Genomic DNA, 16,991 nt, shown 5'->3' on the forward strand with positions numbered 1-16,991 from the left:
TAAATCATTTGCTATGAAAACCATTGTTTCACGCTCAATTGCGTTGTTGATATTAGCAGCCATGGGCTTTACAAGCTGTTCGACCGAGTACCGTGAACGTCGCAGGCATCGTCATGACGACAGGGTACGGGTACACGAACGTGTAGTTATACACAACTAAACAAAAGTAAATACAACAAAACAGGCCATACTTTATCAGCATGGCCTGTTTTGTTTATGGCGATTAAAAACCGGGGCTTTTTATCGAAAAATCAATCGTTCCAAAGGTGTTTGTGGTGAAGGTTGTTTTCCAATTTGTTTTTAATAAAAAGGTCGTCTTTATGCAAAATGCAGTCGCCGTGATTAATATCTTCTTCAGAAGTAACTTTAATGATACTGCCTGATATTTGTTCAACTATACTTGATAGTGTAAGAATCTCTGTGTCGGGAATTTGAACGGTTAATATTGCCATGGTAGATGATGTTGTTTTTTGATAATTCAAAAATATGGCAATAAAATTTACCTTGTGTTTTACGAAAGTAAAATTTAAATAACCTTTATTTTACAAATGTGTCAACAATATTAATTCGCGGTTTTAGCTACCAGTACCCAGTCGACAATAGTTTTGGCTTCTCCTGCTTTTATTTTGTTGACCGAGCTTTCCGATATACCATAATATGGCTTGGTAACCTTGTTAACGCCACCCGGATAACCGCCCCCTAACGCGAAATTAAGAATGATGAATTTTTTGTTATCGAAAGCCCAGCGCCCGTATTTCTCAACCATAGCTTTGGTAACGGTGTAGGTAACTTTGCCGTCTACTTTAAAAATAAGGCTCTCCGGCGACCAGTCGACAGAATAGATGTGCCATTGCGTAACGTCAATACCTGCCGGGAAAAATACGCGTTTTGCAAGCGGGGTATTGCCAAAATAGTTAGGGCCGTGCAGTGCATGGCTAACCCAGCTTGAGTCGCCCACGGTTTCCATGATGTCAATTTCGCCGCAATCGGGCCATTTACCGTTGCCAAGCGCCCAAAATGCCGGCCATAAACCCGCACCTGAGGCCATTTTCATCCTGCATGATGCTGTACCGTATGTAAATTCCATTTTTGCCCGGGTATTGATACGGCCGGAAATAAAATCATATTTGCGTTGTTCCTTACTGGTAAAGCCAGGCTGATAAAGAGCCTTCAATACTAAAGCGCCGTTTGTAGCCCCTTCGTCTTTCCCATCAATCATATAAATGGTAGCGGCCGAGTCAACATAGGCCTGCTGTTCATCATTAACCGTGTTGCCCGTAACTTCAACGTTCCATTTGCTGAGGTTGAGGGCCGGTTTGTTAAAATCTTCGAAGAAAACAGTATCGGTTTTGGTATGCTTTTGTGCAAATACCTGCGATGCTGTTAAAAGTGTTGCCGATAGCAACAGATGTTTTAATTTCATTTTTTGATGATGTGAGATGTGGGTTTAAAAGTATACAAATTGGTTGGTACGAATTTAGTATTTACCAATTGAGATCATAATTTTACAGTGATGTATCAGTTTTAAAATTAAAGGATACATTGATATTAATTATATTTATGCAAATACTCATTTTAAGGCCCATGGGTAATAATACTGCAAGCATATATTTCAGGTCAAAAAAGGTTTCGTTAATAATACTGGCGGTAACAGCCCTGGTTTGCTCCAGAGTGCTGTTCGTTTTTTTCAATGATCCCGAAGGCCCAAATCTTTTAATAATTATTGGCCTGGCTGCGGCTATATATTTATTGTCCTGGATAGTTTATGTATTCGGCCCCTTGAGAATAAATGGCTTTACGAGACTTGCTGTAGTAATTTGTATTCAAGTACTATTGGTTATCGGTCTCTATTTTTGCATGGAGTAAATTCCTAAAATTTAGTAGATTAAGTTTAGCTAAGCAGTGGATTTAGAGTTAACCCCTGCGTTTACTTATATGATTGATTATTAGTGTTTTGTGTAGAAATAAATGAATTTCTGTTAACCCTGTTAACCCCCCCACCATCGGCTTAAGTTAACGACTATGGTGCGGCCAATAGCGCGACGATGTAAGTTCATTACAACAATAGTCCTTACCCGCCATTCGGGGATTGCTTCGTTCCTCGCAATGATACGGTGGAGATGTTGTTCCTCCTTCATAGATCCCAGTTTTTCTTTTTACTGACATAATTTCTGCGCCAGTCCTGCACCCGGCGCAATTTTACGCTTCAATTACCTTTACTTTTTTAAATTGCAGTCTTATACATATTTATATGCACAGTAGTGGCTTTTTAAAAGTACTTGCAATTATTGCGTTAATTAGTTTATTGTTTGACTGGTATGTTCACTCAGGCCTTAAAACCCTAACTACCGACTGGCAATCAAACCTGTGGCGAAGCATTGTTTTATGGGGATATTTAATCATTTCGATAGGTGTAACTGTTTTGTTTTTATTGGGCTTTGGCGCCTTTACTACGGCAAACGGAATGCGTCCTTTTCACGAGTGGATGCTGAGCCTGTTCCTTACCTTTTTTATCACCAAACTGGTTTTTATAATTATACTTTCCCTTGGTGATCTTGGGCGTTTCTTCGTCGGGATTTTCAATAAGATCAGCGGTTCTGGAAGTGCCAACGGGCAATCAGCTTTCCCCGGCAGGCGCAAATTTATCAGCGAGATAGCGGTGCTTGTAGCTGCCGTGCCATTTACCTCGTTCTTTTATGCCATGTTTAAAGGCAAATACGATTACAAGCTGCATAAAACCACACTTTATTTTGAAGACCTGCCGGAGGCCTTCGACGGATTTACCATAACGCAGCTCTCTGATATCCATTCGGGCAGTTTTGACAATACAGAGGCGATGCAGCGTGGTATCGATCTGGCAAAAGCTCAAAAAAGTGATCTGTTTGTTTTTACCGGCGATCTGGTGAATAACGCGGCCTCAGAAATTGAACCCTATATCGATAGGTTTGGACAGATCAAAGCTCCTTACGGGCAGTTTTCTATTTTAGGGAATCATGATTATGGCGATTATATCGTATGGAACAGCGAACAGGAGAAAGCTGCCAACCTGGATAAGCTTAAGCAACACCATAAAGCGTTAGGTTATCGCTTATTGATGGATGAGAATGTAACTATCGAGAAAGGGGGGCAAACTATCTCGCTCATCGGGATCCAGAACTGGGGTAGGGGTTTTATACAGGTAGGAGATCTGAATAAAGCAATGCAGGGTGTACCCAAAGATGCTTTTAAAATACTGTTGTCGCATGATCCTACCCACTGGGAAGAGCAGGTGCGGTATAATCCAACCACCATTCATCTCACGCTCTCGGGACATACCCACGGGGCGCAGTTTGGTGTAGAGATCCCAGGTTTTAGATGGAGCCCTGTAAAGTATCGCTATCTTGATTGGGCAGGTCTTGCCAACGAAAAGAACCGTTATCTATATGTAAATCGCGGTTTCGGCTTTCTGGCATTTTCGGGCCGGTTGGGTATTTGGCCGGAGGTTACCGTTATTGAGCTGAAGAAGAAGCTTACGTAAGCTTAAAAGGTTGGGTGCTAATTGCGGCGCGATTTTTATACGCTTTAGCATATCTAAAATTAAAATTATGGCAGCCAACGACATGAAAAGAATAGGTAAACGTGGTCCGGAAGTGCAACAGCGCAGTAATGCCTGGGAAGTGATGAGGCCTTTTGTGCATTTCGGTATTAAGGCTGTGACCGCTATGGCCCATACGCTGATTTACATTGTAAAACATATCCCCAAACCCGATCAGCTTAAACCACCCGAAAGAAAAAGTGATAAGGTAATTAAAATATAAATAGCAAACCCGGTAGTAAATGACTGGGTTTTTTATTGCAATAGCCCGAACCATTTAACAGAATAAAACAATGGTTTGTCGGCTCGCTAAAATTGAATAGTAGGATTAGTATCTACGCCTATATTTTTTATAATAATTTTTACCACTTCTGATTGCTATAAAAGGTAACAGCCCTATCACAATAAGTGGAAAGGATAACATCATCAAAATACTGCCCCAGGTATGTCCCGGTTGCTTTGTGGAGAAGTGATGTTTTGCGCCTATGTATGCAATTCCGATACTAAAAAGTATCAGGATGAATCCGCGCAGTCTCAATTTCTGTACAATGTTCATTGGACTACTAATATATTGTTTCGACAATGAAATTTAGTGATTGTTTTTTGCCAAAAAAAGAAAGACTTAAGTTTTCAGGAATCAAAAGTGCAGTTAAACGGCCTCTTGTTAGTTTTTAAAAACGTTTTACCGTTAATACACCCATGTAAAATACCGTGTTTTCACGGATTGCGGCAATGTTTTTTAATAGCGACATTTAGATGTTGGTTAAAATGTACGCATACAAAAATGCCATTGCTTATAACCGGCTGCTAACGTTGCCGATGTAACATTGAAACATATTTAAAACCTAAACCTTAACCTTGTCTTGCACCCGTCTGCCTGACGGGTGTTTTTTGTTTTATACCAGTTTTAATTAATAAGCGTTGTGTAAGTGCTTTGTTGTTTAAGTAGCAATTTGTACTTACTTTCACCCTCAATGAATCATCTGTTTACCGGTTATAAAACACTTCAAAAATTAATACTTCCTGCCCTGTTATTTTCTGCTACACTATCAAAGGCGCAGGTGTTTGGTGGCAACCCGCCTTCAATAAAGTGGAAACAGGTAAACACCCCGCCCGCCAGGGTAATATTTCCGGCTGGATTGGATTCTGCGGGATTAAGAGTGGCCAATATTGTTCAGCAAATGAACCGTTTGGTAAGGCCAACAATTGGCTCTAAACAAAAGCAGATTAGTATTGTATTGCAGAATCAAACTACCGTAGCCAATGGTTATGTGGGTTTAGCCCCTTTTAGGAGCGAGTTTTTTTTAACGCCCGATCAAAACAGCTTTGAAATAGGCAGTTTGCCATGGCCGCAGCAACTGGCCATTCATGAGTACAGGCATGTGCAGCAATACAATAATTTTAATGTAGGCCTTTCGCGCTTTCTCCGCATAATTTTTGGCGAGGGAGGGCAGGCGTTGGGTAACGACCTGTCTGTACCTAACTGGTTTTTTGAAGGGGATGCCGTATTTAACGAAACCCTGGTGAGCGAACAAGGCAGGGGAAGGCTGCCTTATTTCTTTACCGGCTATCGTGCGCTATGGGCTGCCGGCAAAAACTACAGTTATATGAAACTCCGCAATGGCTCGTACCGCGATTATGTACCCGATCATTATCCGCTTGGCTATATGATGGTGGCGTACGGTCGCGAAAAATATGGCAGCGAATTGTGGAAGAACGTGACGCACGATGCTGCAGCTTATCGGGGAGGGTTTTATCCTTTTCAATGGGCTGTAAAAAAATATACCGGCGAGAGTTTCCAATCTTTCTCAAATAATGGGTTCAGCTATTTTAAGCAACAATTTGCCGAAGATGATACCCAGCCCGCTGCCCAACGAAGAACGCATTTTGATGCCAACAGGCAGTACCCGGCGTTTGTGAACGACAGCACAATTGTTTACGCCGAAAGTACCTATGATCATTTGCCCGCTTTCGTTATAAAAACCGGCAATAAGGAAGTAAAACTCAGTACTCGTTCTTATTCGTTGGATAGCTATTTTGATTATAACAACGGTAAAGTTGTTTATGCATCATACCGACCTGATTTACGCTGGGGCTATCGTAATTATAGTGAGCTGATATTGCTTGATGCGCAAACAGGCCAGGAGCATCGTATCACTTCAAAAGCAAAATACTTTTCGCCCGCTTTCAATGTTGACGGTAAGCGTATAGTTGCCGTGCAGGTTGATCCATCTGGTAAAAGCCAGCTCCATATTTTAGATACCGCAGGAAAAGTAGAAACAGAAATTCCGAACCCTCTGGGGCTATTTTATACCTATCCAAAGTTTTATGGCGATGATAAACTGATCTCGGCAGCCCGTAATAAGGAGGGAAAAATGGGGATAGCGCTTACAGAGATTGCTACGGGTAAAACAGCTTATATAACGCCGCTAAGTTTCCGCCCGATAGGCTTTATCGCCATAAAAAAAGATACGCTGTACTTTACCCAGACTGATGGCAAAAACGACCGCCTGTTTGTGATGATGCTTAATAATAGAAGCATTTTCGAGATGCTGCCTACCGGTAATTATACGGGATTAGGCTATTATCAACCGGCGGTAAGTGATGGTAAACTGGCCTGGGTTGGCTTTACTGCCGATGGTTATCAAATAAATCAGGCTAATAAAAAAGATCTGAAATGGATAGCCGCCGGAGGTGATTATGCACGTTACCTGCCCGATCTGGGTATCACAGCGCTAAAAAAAGATTCGGCCGCCAATCTGGTTGCAGGTATTGTTAATAAACCATTGCCGGTTACCAATTATTCAAAAGCGCATGGTTTGTTTAACTTTCACAGCATTATCCCTAACATCAGCGACCCTAATTATTCGTTCGCTATCACAGGCGAAAACGTGCTGAACACTTTTCAATCGGAGCTGTCTTTTGACTATAACACTAATGAAGGGTATAAGCAATTTGGCTTTGATGCCATCTACGGGGCATTGTTCCCCTATATTTCTGCAGGGGCAGATTACACGCTTGACAGACGAAGTTTTTATAAAGGACAGTATGTTTACTGGAACGAAACCGCTGTGCATGGCGGTTTGCGAGTACCGTTGAACTTTAGCGAGGGTAAGCGTATAACAGGTCTTACTTTTGGCAGCGATCTGTATTTTAACAGTATAAATTTTCAGCAGGCTTACAAAAACAGCTTTTCTGACAGGTCATACAGTTATTTGAATAACTATGTCAGTTTTAGTAACCAAACTCAACAGGCACAAAAAAATATCTACCCCCGGTTTGCGCAAAGCATTGGCGTTAACTATAAATCGGCAGTATCAGGCTCCGGCGCAACACAGTTGTTAGCTACAGGAAGCTTTTATTTCCCCGGTTTATTTGTGAACCACAACTTCGTGATCAGCCTGGCCCATCAGCAAAAGGGAAAAGATAATGTGATCAGTTTCTCTAATGATTTCCCTTTCTCTAAGGGGTATACTGCCGAAAATCTCGACAATATGAATAAGGTAGGATTAACCTACCACTTGCCGATAGCTTACCCCGATGCCGGCTTTGGTAACCTTTTTTACCTGTTACGACTGCGCGCAGCCTTATTTTTTGATTATACCCATGCTAATGCCGCTAACTTTTTTACCGATGGCAGCAGCTTTAAACAAAATTTCCGCTCGGCAGGAGGGACGCTATATTTCGATACCAAATTCTTTAATCAAAACAGTATCACATTCGGTATCAGGTACAGCAGGTTGCTGGATGAGGATTTCTTTGGCGGGACCGGCCGCAACAGGATTGAGTTAGTGTTGCCGGTAACTTTCTTTTAACAGGCTTTACAAGATACCAGTCTTGCATCCTGATATCTTGTATCCTGAATCTTTTTTTTAACCGTTCGCCAGTCTTATCAATTCCTTAACCCGGTCAACGCCGGTAACATCAATGCTATATTCATCGCCTGCTTCGGCGCTCATCATAATATGATCGTTATGGAATTTCATTTTGCTGGGTACCTTGATCCGGGCAGATGAGTGAACTTCTTTTGCCCCGGTAAAATGAATCAGATCGGCTACGTTGGCTTCACTTACACCACTACCGGGCATAATGCTGATCCGGTCTCCGGCTTGTTCAACAAGTCGGTTTAAGTTGCTTGCACCTTCAATAGCTGTACTTTTACCTCCTGATGTCAGGACACGTTCACAGCCCATTTCAATAATCTCTTCAAGGGCTTTATGCTGATCAGCGCACATATCAAAAGCACGATGAAAGGTTACGCCAAGTCCCCATTGACGGGCAAGGCGTACCATTTCGGTGCAGCGTTCTATATCTATGGCGCCATCTTCATTAAGTATACCGATCACAACGCCGTCGCATCCGGCATCAATACAATACCTGATGTCGGCCATCATGAGTTGGTACTCCATATCATTGTACAAAAAATCACCTCCACGGGGGCGAATAAGTACATATAGCTTAATATGGAGCAGGCTACGGGCCATTAAAATGGTACCGTGCGATGGGGTGGTGCCACCTTCCTTTAAATTTTCACAAAGTTCAACACGTACAGCGCCTCCCTCCTGGGCCGCCAGAGCCGATGTTACCGAATTAGCACAAACTTCGAGCGATACGGGTTGCATGTTCTTTTTTCTTTTAGTTCACTGTTTAGTTCATAGTCGATAGATCATGGTTCATAGCAAAATCTATTCTTTATAATTATTTCAACTATGAACCATTAACCATGATCTATGAACTTATTTATAATAACTCTTTCCTGGTATTAATAGGTCCTGCTGTTGTGCATTGCAAACGGCGTATGAAAAACCGCTTTGTATAGCGTAAGCACCATATTCGCCTTTTTTGTTGATAGCTAAGAAGCCAACCTGGATTTTCTTAGCGATCTCGGGTTTTTTGCGGATAATGCGGTTTACAGCTTCCTTACATGCATTCTCAGGTGATAAACCCTGACGCATTAGTTCGACAACCAAAAAGCTGCCCACATTACGGATCACTTCTTCACCAACACCGGTTGATGTAGCGCCGCCAACTTCATTATCTACATATAAACCTGCACCAATGATTGGGCTATCGCCAACGCGGCCATGTAGTTTAAAGGCCATACCACTGGTAGTGCAACCACCGGATATATTGCCTTTTGCATCAATAGCCAGCATGCCAATGGTATCGTGGTTGTATTTATTGCCAGGCTTGCCTCCGTTTTCGATATTCATTACGGGGCTGTATTGAGCTTTTTTAAGCCATTCTTTCCAGATCTTTTCAGATTCCGGAGTTAAAAGTTTTTCTTTTTTCATGCCCTGCTCAACAGCAAACTGGGTTGCGCCTTCGCCAACCAGCATTACGTGAGGGGTTTTTTCCATCACCAATCTGGCTACAGAAATAGGGTGGGCGATATCTTCCATGGCAGCTACCGAGCCACAGTTCCCGAACTCGTCCATAATACAGGAGTCGAGGGTAACGTGCCCGTCGCGGTCTGGTAAACCTGTTCTGCCTACGGTATGGTTGGTAATGTCTTCTGCTTCGGGGATGCGTGCTCCGGCTTCAATAGCGTCAAGAGCGCGGCCTCCTGTTGATAATACTTTCCATGCTCCTTTATTGGCAATGATACCAAAATCCCAGGTGGAGATTACGATAGGATAACCGCCCTCGGGCTTGGATATGACAGTTTTTGCTATAGCAGATTGAGAAAGCGCTGCAAGTGAAGCACCTGCAGCCGATAATTTGATGAACTTACGGCGGTTGTACATAGCGCTAATATATAAAAAACAGACTTAAGTCTTAAGTCGGAAGTCTTTAGTTCGAAGTCAAGGTTCCGTCAGTTATAAAATTGAAGACTTTTGACTCAAGACTTAGAACTTATGACTTAAAGGTGTTATTCAAAATCGCGCTGGCAGTTAAAACAATGCCAGGCCTTGCGGCTGTAAAAGGGGAATATCATCATCAAAAATGATATGATGGCTGTTAGCCAGTGAACCCGTTTTTCGGTTGCGGAACCATAGCGTACGTTGGTTGAGCCGCAGTATGGGCAGATAACGGCGTTAAGGGTTTCGTCATCAATTTCTATATGGTCCTGGTCATGCAGATCGCCCTCCGCAGCCAAAATTTCACGGCAGCGTTCCAGGTCGCGCTCAAATATTTTTAGTTTAATGCCACCCACCGCCTGGTTGTAAAGCGGATTTGAACCTATGGTATTTTCATCGGCGATGAAACAGGGGATGCCATAGCCCTCCAGTTTGGTACGAATGATGTGCGCTAACATCACATCGTAATAGGTTTCAAATGTTATGATCTTTTCTTCGGGTTCAGCAGCCATATTGTAGATAAATATTGATCAAAGGTAAATTGTTTTTTATTTAATTTGGACGCCATGAATCGCATCGACCGAATATCAGCTATTTTGATCCAATTACAATCACGCCGGGTAGTAAAGGCCGGTGATATAGCCGAAAGGTTCGAAATAAGTCTTCGCACAGTTTACCGCGATATCAAAACACTTGAAGAAGCAGGGATCCCCATTATAGGTGAAGCCGGTGTTGGTTACTCCATAATGGACGGTTACCGTCTGCCTCCAGTTATGTTTACCCGCGAGGAAGCTACCGCGTTTTTAACCGCCGAAAAGTTTGTTGAAAAGCTTACCGATACATCTACCATGGCGCAATACCAATCTGCCATGTATAAGGTTCGGGCTATTCTGAAATCGTCTGAAAAAGATGCTTTGGAAAACCTTGACGGCAGTATTGAAGTTTTGAAAAGTCATAGCCAGAAACGCGCTGGAAATATTGATCACATCCAAACTATTTTAGATTGCATAGTTTGCAAAAAGATCATGTGTATTGATTACTTCGCTGCCCACTCGCAAGAAAATACTAAGCGCGAAGTTGAACCGGTAGGCGTTTTTTTCCTGGATAGTTTCTGGCACCTGATAGCTTATTGCCGCCTGCGTAATGACTATCGCGATTTCAGAATAGACCGCATCAAAAAACTGTTGGTTACCGACAAAAGTTACGTCAATAGCAAACACCCTACATTAAAAGATTACATTGATAAAATGGCCTGCGAAAAACAACTTGAGCAGGTGGTGATAAAAGTTGATAAAGAAATTCACAGTTACCTTGACCATCAAAAATACTACGGCGGTTTTGTATCTGAAAAAACTATCGGCAACAAAATTGAAATGACCTTTCTGACTATTTCATTGGAAGGTTTTGCCCGTTGGTATATGACCTTTGGTGATCGTGCGGAGATCATCAAACCTGATACCCTGCTGCAACGTGTGCGCGAAATCACCTCTACCATCGCCCAAAAAATAAAATAATTTTCATTCTTTTTTTCCTGCTGACATAAGGCTGTCACCAGCGCGCTGTTACTTTGTTTCATAATAGCAATGACGGGACCTTTATTGGTTATGTTTTTGCCGGTAATTTAGACCATACACTTATGAAACATTGGATAGTTGTTGTATCAAAAGATCACATTAGCCGCGGTATTTCCGGGGGCTTTATTCAGGCTAATCATGGCAAGCTTGCACCGCTTAAACGTATGGCAGTTGGTGACTGGGTAGCGGTGTATTCGCCTAAGCAAAAAATGAACGGCGATGAGCCTCTGCAGGCGTTTACAGCCATTGGCCAGGTGAGGGATGAGGATATCTACCAAAAACAAATGGCCATTGATTTTACCCCATATCGCCGCAACGTAAATTACTACGAATGTGCCGAGGCTCCCATCGCCCAAATGATTGATGAGCTCGATTTTATCACCAATAAAAAAGCATGGGGTTATAACTTCAGATTTGGGTTTTTTGAAGTTCCCGGCGCGGATTTTGAGAAGATAAAAGAGCAGATGATAACCGAAGATAAACCACTATTAAATAAAGCTACACTATGGAAAAACTAACAGTAAATGCGCGGGTGAAATTTAAAGCACCTATCGACAAAGTTTGGCAGGGATTAACAGATCCGGCCATGGTAAAAGAATACTTTTTTGGCACCAATCTGGAAACAAGCTGGAGGGTAGGGGAGCCCATTAAATTCAGCGGCGAATGGAATGGCCATAAATACGAAGACCACGGAACGATACTGGATATTGATCCGGGCACTTTTGTGAAATATAGTTACTGGAGCAGCATGAGCGATACCGAAGATAAGCCCGAAAACTACGCCAACATCACTTATAACCTTACCGAAAATAACGGTGAAACAGAGCTTACTGTTACCCAGGATAACGTGAAAAACGAAGAAGCTAAAGCACATTCTGAACAAAACTGGAAAGGGCTTTTCGAAGAATTGAGGAAGTTGATAGAGTAGTTTACAAAATTAAATAGATAGTTTATATAATTAATATAATTATTTGACTAAAAATTAATTATAAATAGATATAACAAATAGTAATGACTCCATTTATGGATAAAGCAACAATAAAAGGCTTCTTTTTAGTCGGGATTTCGGTGCGTACCACAAATCAGAACGGGCAGGCGATGAAAGACATTAGTGGGCTTTGGAACTGGTTTATGAGTGAACATGTTTTGCAACAGGTAGTGAACCGCCTTAGTGATGAGATTTATTGTGTTTATACCGATTATGAAAGCGACAAGGACGGCTTTTATACCACGGTACTTGGCTGCAGGGTTGCCACAAAAGATAATATTCCCGAAGGCTTGATTTGCATAACGGTACCTCCCGGAAGTTACAACCGGTATGTAGCTAAAGGCGCGCTGCCACAGGCTGTAGGCGAAACCTGGCATCAGATCTGGACAAGCAATATCGACAGACGGTATATGGCCGATTTTGACGTTTATGGCGATAGGTCAAAGGATCCGTCGAATGCAGAGGTTGAAGTGTTTGTTGGGGTGAATTGATATTGCCATTCACGTTATTGGTGGCATTTCTGGTGCAGAGATGACTTGTGCCAATTATCAAAAAAAAGGGTTACAGAATTTTCTGTAACCCTTTTTTAGCTATAAATTATAAAAGATATTATCTGTTAAAAGTCAACCGCTTGCCGGCTTTACCTTCAATAAGACTTCCGTTGGCGTAAGCAAGATTTCCTGATATCAATGTATAGGCCACCTGCGAGCGGAATGTATTGCCTTCAAACGGGCTCCAGTTACATTTATACAGGATATTGTTCTTATTTACGTTCCATGGTTTGTTCAGATCAACCAGTACCAGGTCGGCCCAGTAGCCTTCGCGGATGAAACCACGTTTTTCTATCTGGAAAAGTGTAGCAACGTTGTGCGCCATTTTCTCTACTATTTGTTCAAGGCTGATTTTGCCATGATGATACAGCTCAAGCATGGCTGGTAAAGCGTGCTGAACCAGTGGCCCGCCAGAGGGGGCCTGCAGGTAAGGTTGCTCTTTTTCTTCAATGGTATGCGGGGCATGATCGGTAGCAATAACATCAATCCTTCCGTCAAGTACGGCCCGCAAAATTCCGTCGCGATCTGCCTCGGTTTTTACTGCCGGGTTCCACTTAATGTAGTTGCCTTTTGTTTCATAATCGGCATCGGTAAACCATAAGTGATGGATACATGCTTCGGCAGTAATACGCTTATCTTTTAGCGGTATTGTGTTATCAAAAAGATGCGTCTCTCGCTCGGTTGAGATATGTAAAATATGCAGGCGGGTGTTATGTTTTTTTGCCAGCTCAATAGCCATTGATGATGACAAATAACAAGCCTCGGCGCTCCTGATTTTTGGATGCAAACGCACCGGAATATTTTCGCCAAGCAGTTGTTTGTAGTGTGCAAGATTACTCTTAATTGTTGCCTCATCTTCGCAATGTGTAGCGATCAACATTGGTGACTGCGCAAACAGTTTTTCGAGCGTGTGCGGATCGTCAACAAGCATGTTTCCGGTAGAGGATCCCATGAATACTTTTATGCCGCAAACATTGCTGGTATCGGTGCGCAAAACCTCATCTAAATTGTTGTTAGAAGCACCCATGAAAAACGAATAATTGGCCAGCGAATTTCGCGAGGCGATCTGGTATTTGTCTTCCAAAAGTTCCTGGGTTAAGGTATTGGGAACCGTGTTTGGCATCTCCATAAATGAAGTAATACCACCGGCTACGGCAGCACGCGATTCGGTATAAATATCGGCTTTGTAAGTCAGGCCCGGCTCACGAAAATGTACCTGGTCATCGATGCAACCCGGAAGCAAATGTAAGCCTTCGGCATTGATCACTTCGTCGGCTTGCTGATCGATTACTGAGTCGATCCGATCTATCAAACCATCTTTAATCAATACATCGGCAACGTATTGTTTGTGTTCGTTTACTATAGTGGCTGCTTTTATTAAGATTGTAGACATATTATGGATTTCGGATTTGGGGATTTCGATTTCGGATTTATTTTTCAGTAGGTCAAACTTACGAAGTTTTTAAAACTTCGTAAGTTTCGGCTTAAAACATCAATTACATTTCGGCAAAAGTTTCCTCGCTTGGGAACTCCCCAAGGCTCCGGTAAATGGGGTTGCCGCTCACCTCACTATCCTCAACTGCCCACTTAGACATGGCGTACATCACCGGCCTTAAACCCATGCCCGTTTCACTAAGCCGGTAGGTTACGTAAGGTGGTACAACCGGCTTGGCTTCCCGTATCAGGAGGCCATCGGCTTCCAGTTGTTTCAGGTGCTGGATCAGCATTTTTTCGGTAATGGTCGGGATCGATTTTTTTAACTCGCTGTAACGTTTACTACCGGTGAGCAAATGAAATAAAATGATCGGTTTCCAATAGCCGCCTATCCGCTCCATCACATAAGTTACCGGGCATTCCTTAAAAGCATTCTGTTTGTTTTCCTGTATGGTCGAGCTTTCTTTTATCGCAGTCATGATGATACATACTTTAGGGTAAGTACTTGTAAAAAAGTAAGTACAAAAATACCTTTGCTTTCAATAAAAACAAAACACATTATGAAAATTATAGTAACAGGTTCAACAGGTAATATAAGCAAACCATTAACACAAACTTTAGTAGCCGCAGGCCATAGCGTAACAGTAATAAGCAGCAGTGCCGATAAAGTAGCAGATATTGAAGCACTGGGCGCAGAAGCCGCAATTGGTTCACTGGCCGATGCCGATTTTTTGACTGAAACTTTTACAGGTGCCGATGCGCTTTACGCCATGGTGCCACCAAGCTTCACCGCCGAAAGTTTAAGGGCATACCAAAATGAAACCGGTAAAAGTTATGCCGAAGCCATCAGGCGTTCGGGCATAAAAAAAGTTGTCGTGTTAAGCAGCATCGGCGCGCATTTGGATAGTGGTGTGGGCCCGATAAAAGGGATCCATGATGTGGAAGGTATCTTGAGCGAACTTGACGGAGTAGCTATCAAATTTATCCGTGCACCGTTCTTTTATATCAACTTTTACAGTAACATTCCGCTCATCAAGCATCAGGGCATTATCGGCTCAAATTATCCGGCAGATGCAAGACTGATCATGGTACATCCCAGAGATATTGCCGCGGCAGTGGCCGAAGAACTGCAGCAGGACTTTACCGGCAAAAGTGTTCGTTATATTGTAAGCGATGAGTCGACTCCAGGTAATGCGGCAGCTGTTTTAGGTGAAGCCATTGGTAACCCCAATTTACCATGGGTTGAATTTACTGATGAACAACTTGCAGAGGGCTTGCTACAGGCAGGTGTTCCACCCGAAATGACCCGCAACTTTGTTGAAATGGGCACCGCTGTAAGAAGCGCGAAAATCTGGGAGGATTATGATAAGCATAAACCGGCCGCTAAGGGTAAAGTAAGTTTGCATGATTTTGCAAAGGAATTTGCAGCGGTTTATAATGCTTAATGCAAGCAGGTAGGTAAAAACCATGTCATTGCGAGGAACGAAGCAATCGCACGGAAGCAAAGCGACTCTGTATAGCATGCGGTTGCCACGCTTCGCTCGCGATGATATGGTTTTTAATATCGTTATCGTTTCCTGAATCCTTGTCACTCCGACACACCCTTCTTGTTTCTTGATTCCTGCTATCTTGCTTCTAAAAAAAATCCTGACACCGCCGTGTTTTCCGGGCATTGTTCCTACTTCAACAAAAAGCCTATCTTTGCGGCATGGCAGTAACCTTTGAAGATTTTAAATTTAACCGGCAAATTTTAAACGCGATAGCCGACGCCGGTTATACCGAAGCTACGCCTATACAGCAAAAAGCTATTCCGCCGATAATGAACGGGCAGGATGTAATGGGCATAGCACAAACCGGCACCGGAAAAACGGCAGCCTACGTTTTGCCTATTCTCATGAAGTTGAAATACGCCCAGGGCGAACATGCCCGTGCGCTCATCATTTCGCCAACCCGTGAGCTGGCCATGCAAATTGAGGAAAACATCAAAGCATTTGCAACTTACACCGACCTGCGGGTTGTTTTACTTTACGGAGGTATCGGTCCTAAAACTCAAATTGAGCAGATAAAAAAAGGCGTTGATATCATTGTGGCTACGCCAGGCAGGTTTATGGATGTTTACCTTGCCGGGCACATCATGACCAAGCCGCTGCAGGTATTGGTACTTGATGAAGCCGATAAGATGATGGATATGGGCTTTATGCCCCAGATTAACCGAATACTTGAGGTAGTGCCCGTAAAAAGGCAAAACCTGCTTTTCTCGGCTACTATGAGCGAGAAAGTGCACCAGCTTTCGGCTAACTTCCTGGAGTTCCCGACGGTTATTGAGGTTACTCCGCAGGCTACTCCGGCGCAAACGGTTAATCAGCACTTGTATCATGTACCCAATATCAAAACCAAAATAAATCTGCTTAAAAAGCTGCTCGATACTGAAGGCGAGGTTACCAAACTGATCGTTTTTTGTAAAACGCGTGCAGTGGCCGAAGATGTTTTTAAATTCCTGACCCGCAAGTTTGGCGAAGAGGAAGTAAAAGTTCTTCACGCCAATAAGGGACAAAATACACGCATCAACTCTATCAACTCGTTTAAAAATGATGATGTAAAGATATTGGTGGCTACTGATGTGGCCTCACGCGGTATTGATGTGAGCGATGTAAGCCATGTGATCAATTTCGATGTACCTGTGGTTTATGAAGATTACGTACACCGGATCGGTCGCACAGGTCGCGCGTTGCAGTCAGGCGAGGCTATTACCTTCGCTACGCCTTCTGAAGAGTATTATATCCGCAAAATTGAAAAATTGATCAAGCAAACTATCCCTGTTGATAATATTCCCGATGATGTGTTCATAGAGGAAACCCCTTATGAAGAGCGTCAGGATCAGGCCCGGGAGATAGATATGCAAAAACGTAAGGAAGATCCTGATTTTAAAGGAGCTTTCCACGAAAAGAAATCACTCAATCAGCGTAAAAAGTTTGATGCCAATAAGGATAAAGCTAAATATGGCTCAAAAGCTGCAAGGCAAGGTTCAGGCCGGTCATCTAAAAGCAAAAAACGACACTAAGCCCAATC

At 42.8% G+C, this 16,991-nt stretch carries 17 protein-coding genes; 10 read left to right on the forward strand and 7 right to left on the reverse strand.

All coding sequences use genetic code 11. The features are described 5' to 3' along the window. Positions 1 to 13 precede the first annotated feature (13 nt). Positions 14 to 160: a hypothetical protein gene (locus tag EAH55_RS30855; protein WP_162996835.1), complete on the forward strand. Its 147-nt coding sequence runs from the start codon at positions 14 to 16 to the stop codon at positions 158 to 160. Between the two features lie 91 nt (positions 161 to 251). On the opposite strand, the gene EAH55_RS11640 is transcribed toward EAH55_RS30855, so the two are convergent. Both EAH55_RS11640 and EAH55_RS11645 read right to left on the reverse strand, forming a co-directional pair. After that, positions 252 to 452: a hypothetical protein gene (locus EAH55_RS11640; protein ID WP_112573682.1), complete on the reverse strand. Its 201-nt coding sequence runs from the start codon at positions 450 to 452 to the stop codon at positions 252 to 254. 110 nt (positions 453 to 562) lie between these two features. Next, positions 563 to 1,423: a glycoside hydrolase family 16 protein gene (locus tag EAH55_RS11645; RefSeq protein ID WP_121809758.1), complete on the reverse strand. Its 861-nt coding sequence runs from the start codon at positions 1,421 to 1,423 to the stop codon at positions 563 to 565. An 828-nt stretch (positions 1,424 to 2,251) separates the two neighbouring features. On the opposite strand from EAH55_RS11645, the gene EAH55_RS11655 reads away from it, so the two are divergent. From EAH55_RS11655 to EAH55_RS11665, 3 genes are all read left to right on the forward strand, one after another. Further along, the gene (locus EAH55_RS11655; RefSeq protein ID WP_121809760.1) at positions 2,252 to 3,517 is read left to right on the forward strand and encodes a metallophosphoesterase; all 1,266 of its coding nucleotides are present in this window, start codon (positions 2,252 to 2,254) and stop codon (positions 3,515 to 3,517) included. A gap of 67 nt (positions 3,518 to 3,584) precedes the next feature. After that, a complete protein-coding gene (locus tag EAH55_RS11660; protein ID WP_121809761.1) occupies positions 3,585 to 3,797 on the forward strand; it encodes a hypothetical protein in 213 nt (70 codons plus the stop codon). Between the two features lie 751 nt (positions 3,798 to 4,548). Further along, positions 4,549 to 7,389: a TolB family protein gene (locus EAH55_RS11665; protein ID WP_121809762.1), complete on the forward strand. Its 2,841-nt coding sequence runs from the start codon at positions 4,549 to 4,551 to the stop codon at positions 7,387 to 7,389. Between the two features lie 57 nt (positions 7,390 to 7,446). On the opposite strand, the gene EAH55_RS11670 is transcribed toward EAH55_RS11665, so the two are convergent. The 3 genes from EAH55_RS11670 to EAH55_RS11680 all read right to left on the reverse strand — a co-directional run bounded on the left by EAH55_RS11670 (position 7,447) and on the right by EAH55_RS11680 (position 9,887). Next, positions 7,447 to 8,196, reverse strand: a complete 750-nt coding sequence (locus tag EAH55_RS11670; protein ID WP_121809763.1) for a copper homeostasis protein CutC — start codon at positions 8,194 to 8,196, stop codon at positions 7,447 to 7,449. A gap of 114 nt (positions 8,197 to 8,310) precedes the next feature. Further along, positions 8,311 to 9,321 (reverse strand): N(4)-(beta-N-acetylglucosaminyl)-L-asparaginase, encoded by a 1,011-nt coding sequence (locus EAH55_RS11675; protein WP_121809764.1) that lies wholly within the window; start codon positions 9,319 to 9,321, stop codon positions 8,311 to 8,313. A 125-nt stretch (positions 9,322 to 9,446) separates the two neighbouring features. Continuing rightward, positions 9,447 to 9,887 carry a putative signal transducing protein gene (locus EAH55_RS11680; protein ID WP_112573664.1) on the reverse strand — a complete coding sequence of 147 codons (441 nt, stop codon included), beginning with the start codon at positions 9,885 to 9,887 and terminating at the stop codon, positions 9,447 to 9,449. A gap of 54 nt (positions 9,888 to 9,941) precedes the next feature. On the opposite strand from EAH55_RS11680, the gene EAH55_RS11685 reads away from it, so the two are divergent. The 4 genes from EAH55_RS11685 (at position 9,942) to EAH55_RS11700 (ending at position 12,428) form a co-directional block, all read left to right on the forward strand. Beyond that, positions 9,942 to 10,889: a helix-turn-helix transcriptional regulator gene (locus tag EAH55_RS11685; RefSeq protein ID WP_121809765.1), complete on the forward strand. Its 948-nt coding sequence runs from the start codon at positions 9,942 to 9,944 to the stop codon at positions 10,887 to 10,889. 122 nt (positions 10,890 to 11,011) lie between these two features. Beyond that, the gene (locus EAH55_RS11690) at positions 11,012 to 11,467 is read left to right on the forward strand and encodes an EVE domain-containing protein (RefSeq protein WP_121809766.1); all 456 of its coding nucleotides are present in this window, start codon (positions 11,012 to 11,014) and stop codon (positions 11,465 to 11,467) included. After that, on the forward strand, positions 11,455 to 11,877 hold the full coding sequence (locus EAH55_RS11695; protein ID WP_121809767.1) for an SRPBCC family protein: 423 nt from the start codon (positions 11,455 to 11,457) through the stop codon (positions 11,875 to 11,877). Before EAH55_RS11690 ends, EAH55_RS11695 begins: the two co-directional genes overlap by 13 nt. A gap of 95 nt (positions 11,878 to 11,972) precedes the next feature. Then, positions 11,973 to 12,428 (forward strand): GyrI-like domain-containing protein, encoded by a 456-nt coding sequence (locus EAH55_RS11700; protein WP_121809768.1) that lies wholly within the window; start codon positions 11,973 to 11,975, stop codon positions 12,426 to 12,428. 118 nt (positions 12,429 to 12,546) lie between these two features. Here EAH55_RS11700 and EAH55_RS11705 read toward each other — a convergent pair whose 3' ends face one another. Both EAH55_RS11705 and EAH55_RS11710 read right to left on the reverse strand, forming a co-directional pair. Continuing rightward, complete coding sequence (locus EAH55_RS11705) at positions 12,547 to 13,881, reverse strand: dihydroorotase (RefSeq protein WP_121809769.1); 1,335 nt, start codon at positions 13,879 to 13,881, stop codon at positions 12,547 to 12,549. A 103-nt stretch (positions 13,882 to 13,984) separates the two neighbouring features. Further along, the gene (locus EAH55_RS11710) at positions 13,985 to 14,401 is read right to left on the reverse strand and encodes a winged helix-turn-helix transcriptional regulator (protein WP_112573652.1); all 417 of its coding nucleotides are present in this window, start codon (positions 14,399 to 14,401) and stop codon (positions 13,985 to 13,987) included. An 81-nt stretch (positions 14,402 to 14,482) separates the two neighbouring features. Here EAH55_RS11710 and EAH55_RS11715 point away from each other — a divergent pair, with 81 nt between their 5' ends. After that, complete coding sequence (locus tag EAH55_RS11715; RefSeq protein ID WP_121809770.1) at positions 14,483 to 15,367, forward strand: NmrA family NAD(P)-binding protein; 885 nt, start codon at positions 14,483 to 14,485, stop codon at positions 15,365 to 15,367. 263 nt (positions 15,368 to 15,630) lie between these two features. Next, complete coding sequence (locus tag EAH55_RS11720; RefSeq protein ID WP_121809771.1) at positions 15,631 to 16,983, forward strand: DEAD/DEAH box helicase; 1,353 nt, start codon at positions 15,631 to 15,633, stop codon at positions 16,981 to 16,983. Positions 16,984 to 16,991 lie beyond the last annotated feature (8 nt).

The organism is Mucilaginibacter kameinonensis, assembly GCF_003675385.1.
GTDB classification, from domain to species: Bacteria; Bacteroidota; Bacteroidia; order Sphingobacteriales; family Sphingobacteriaceae; genus Mucilaginibacter; species Mucilaginibacter kameinonensis.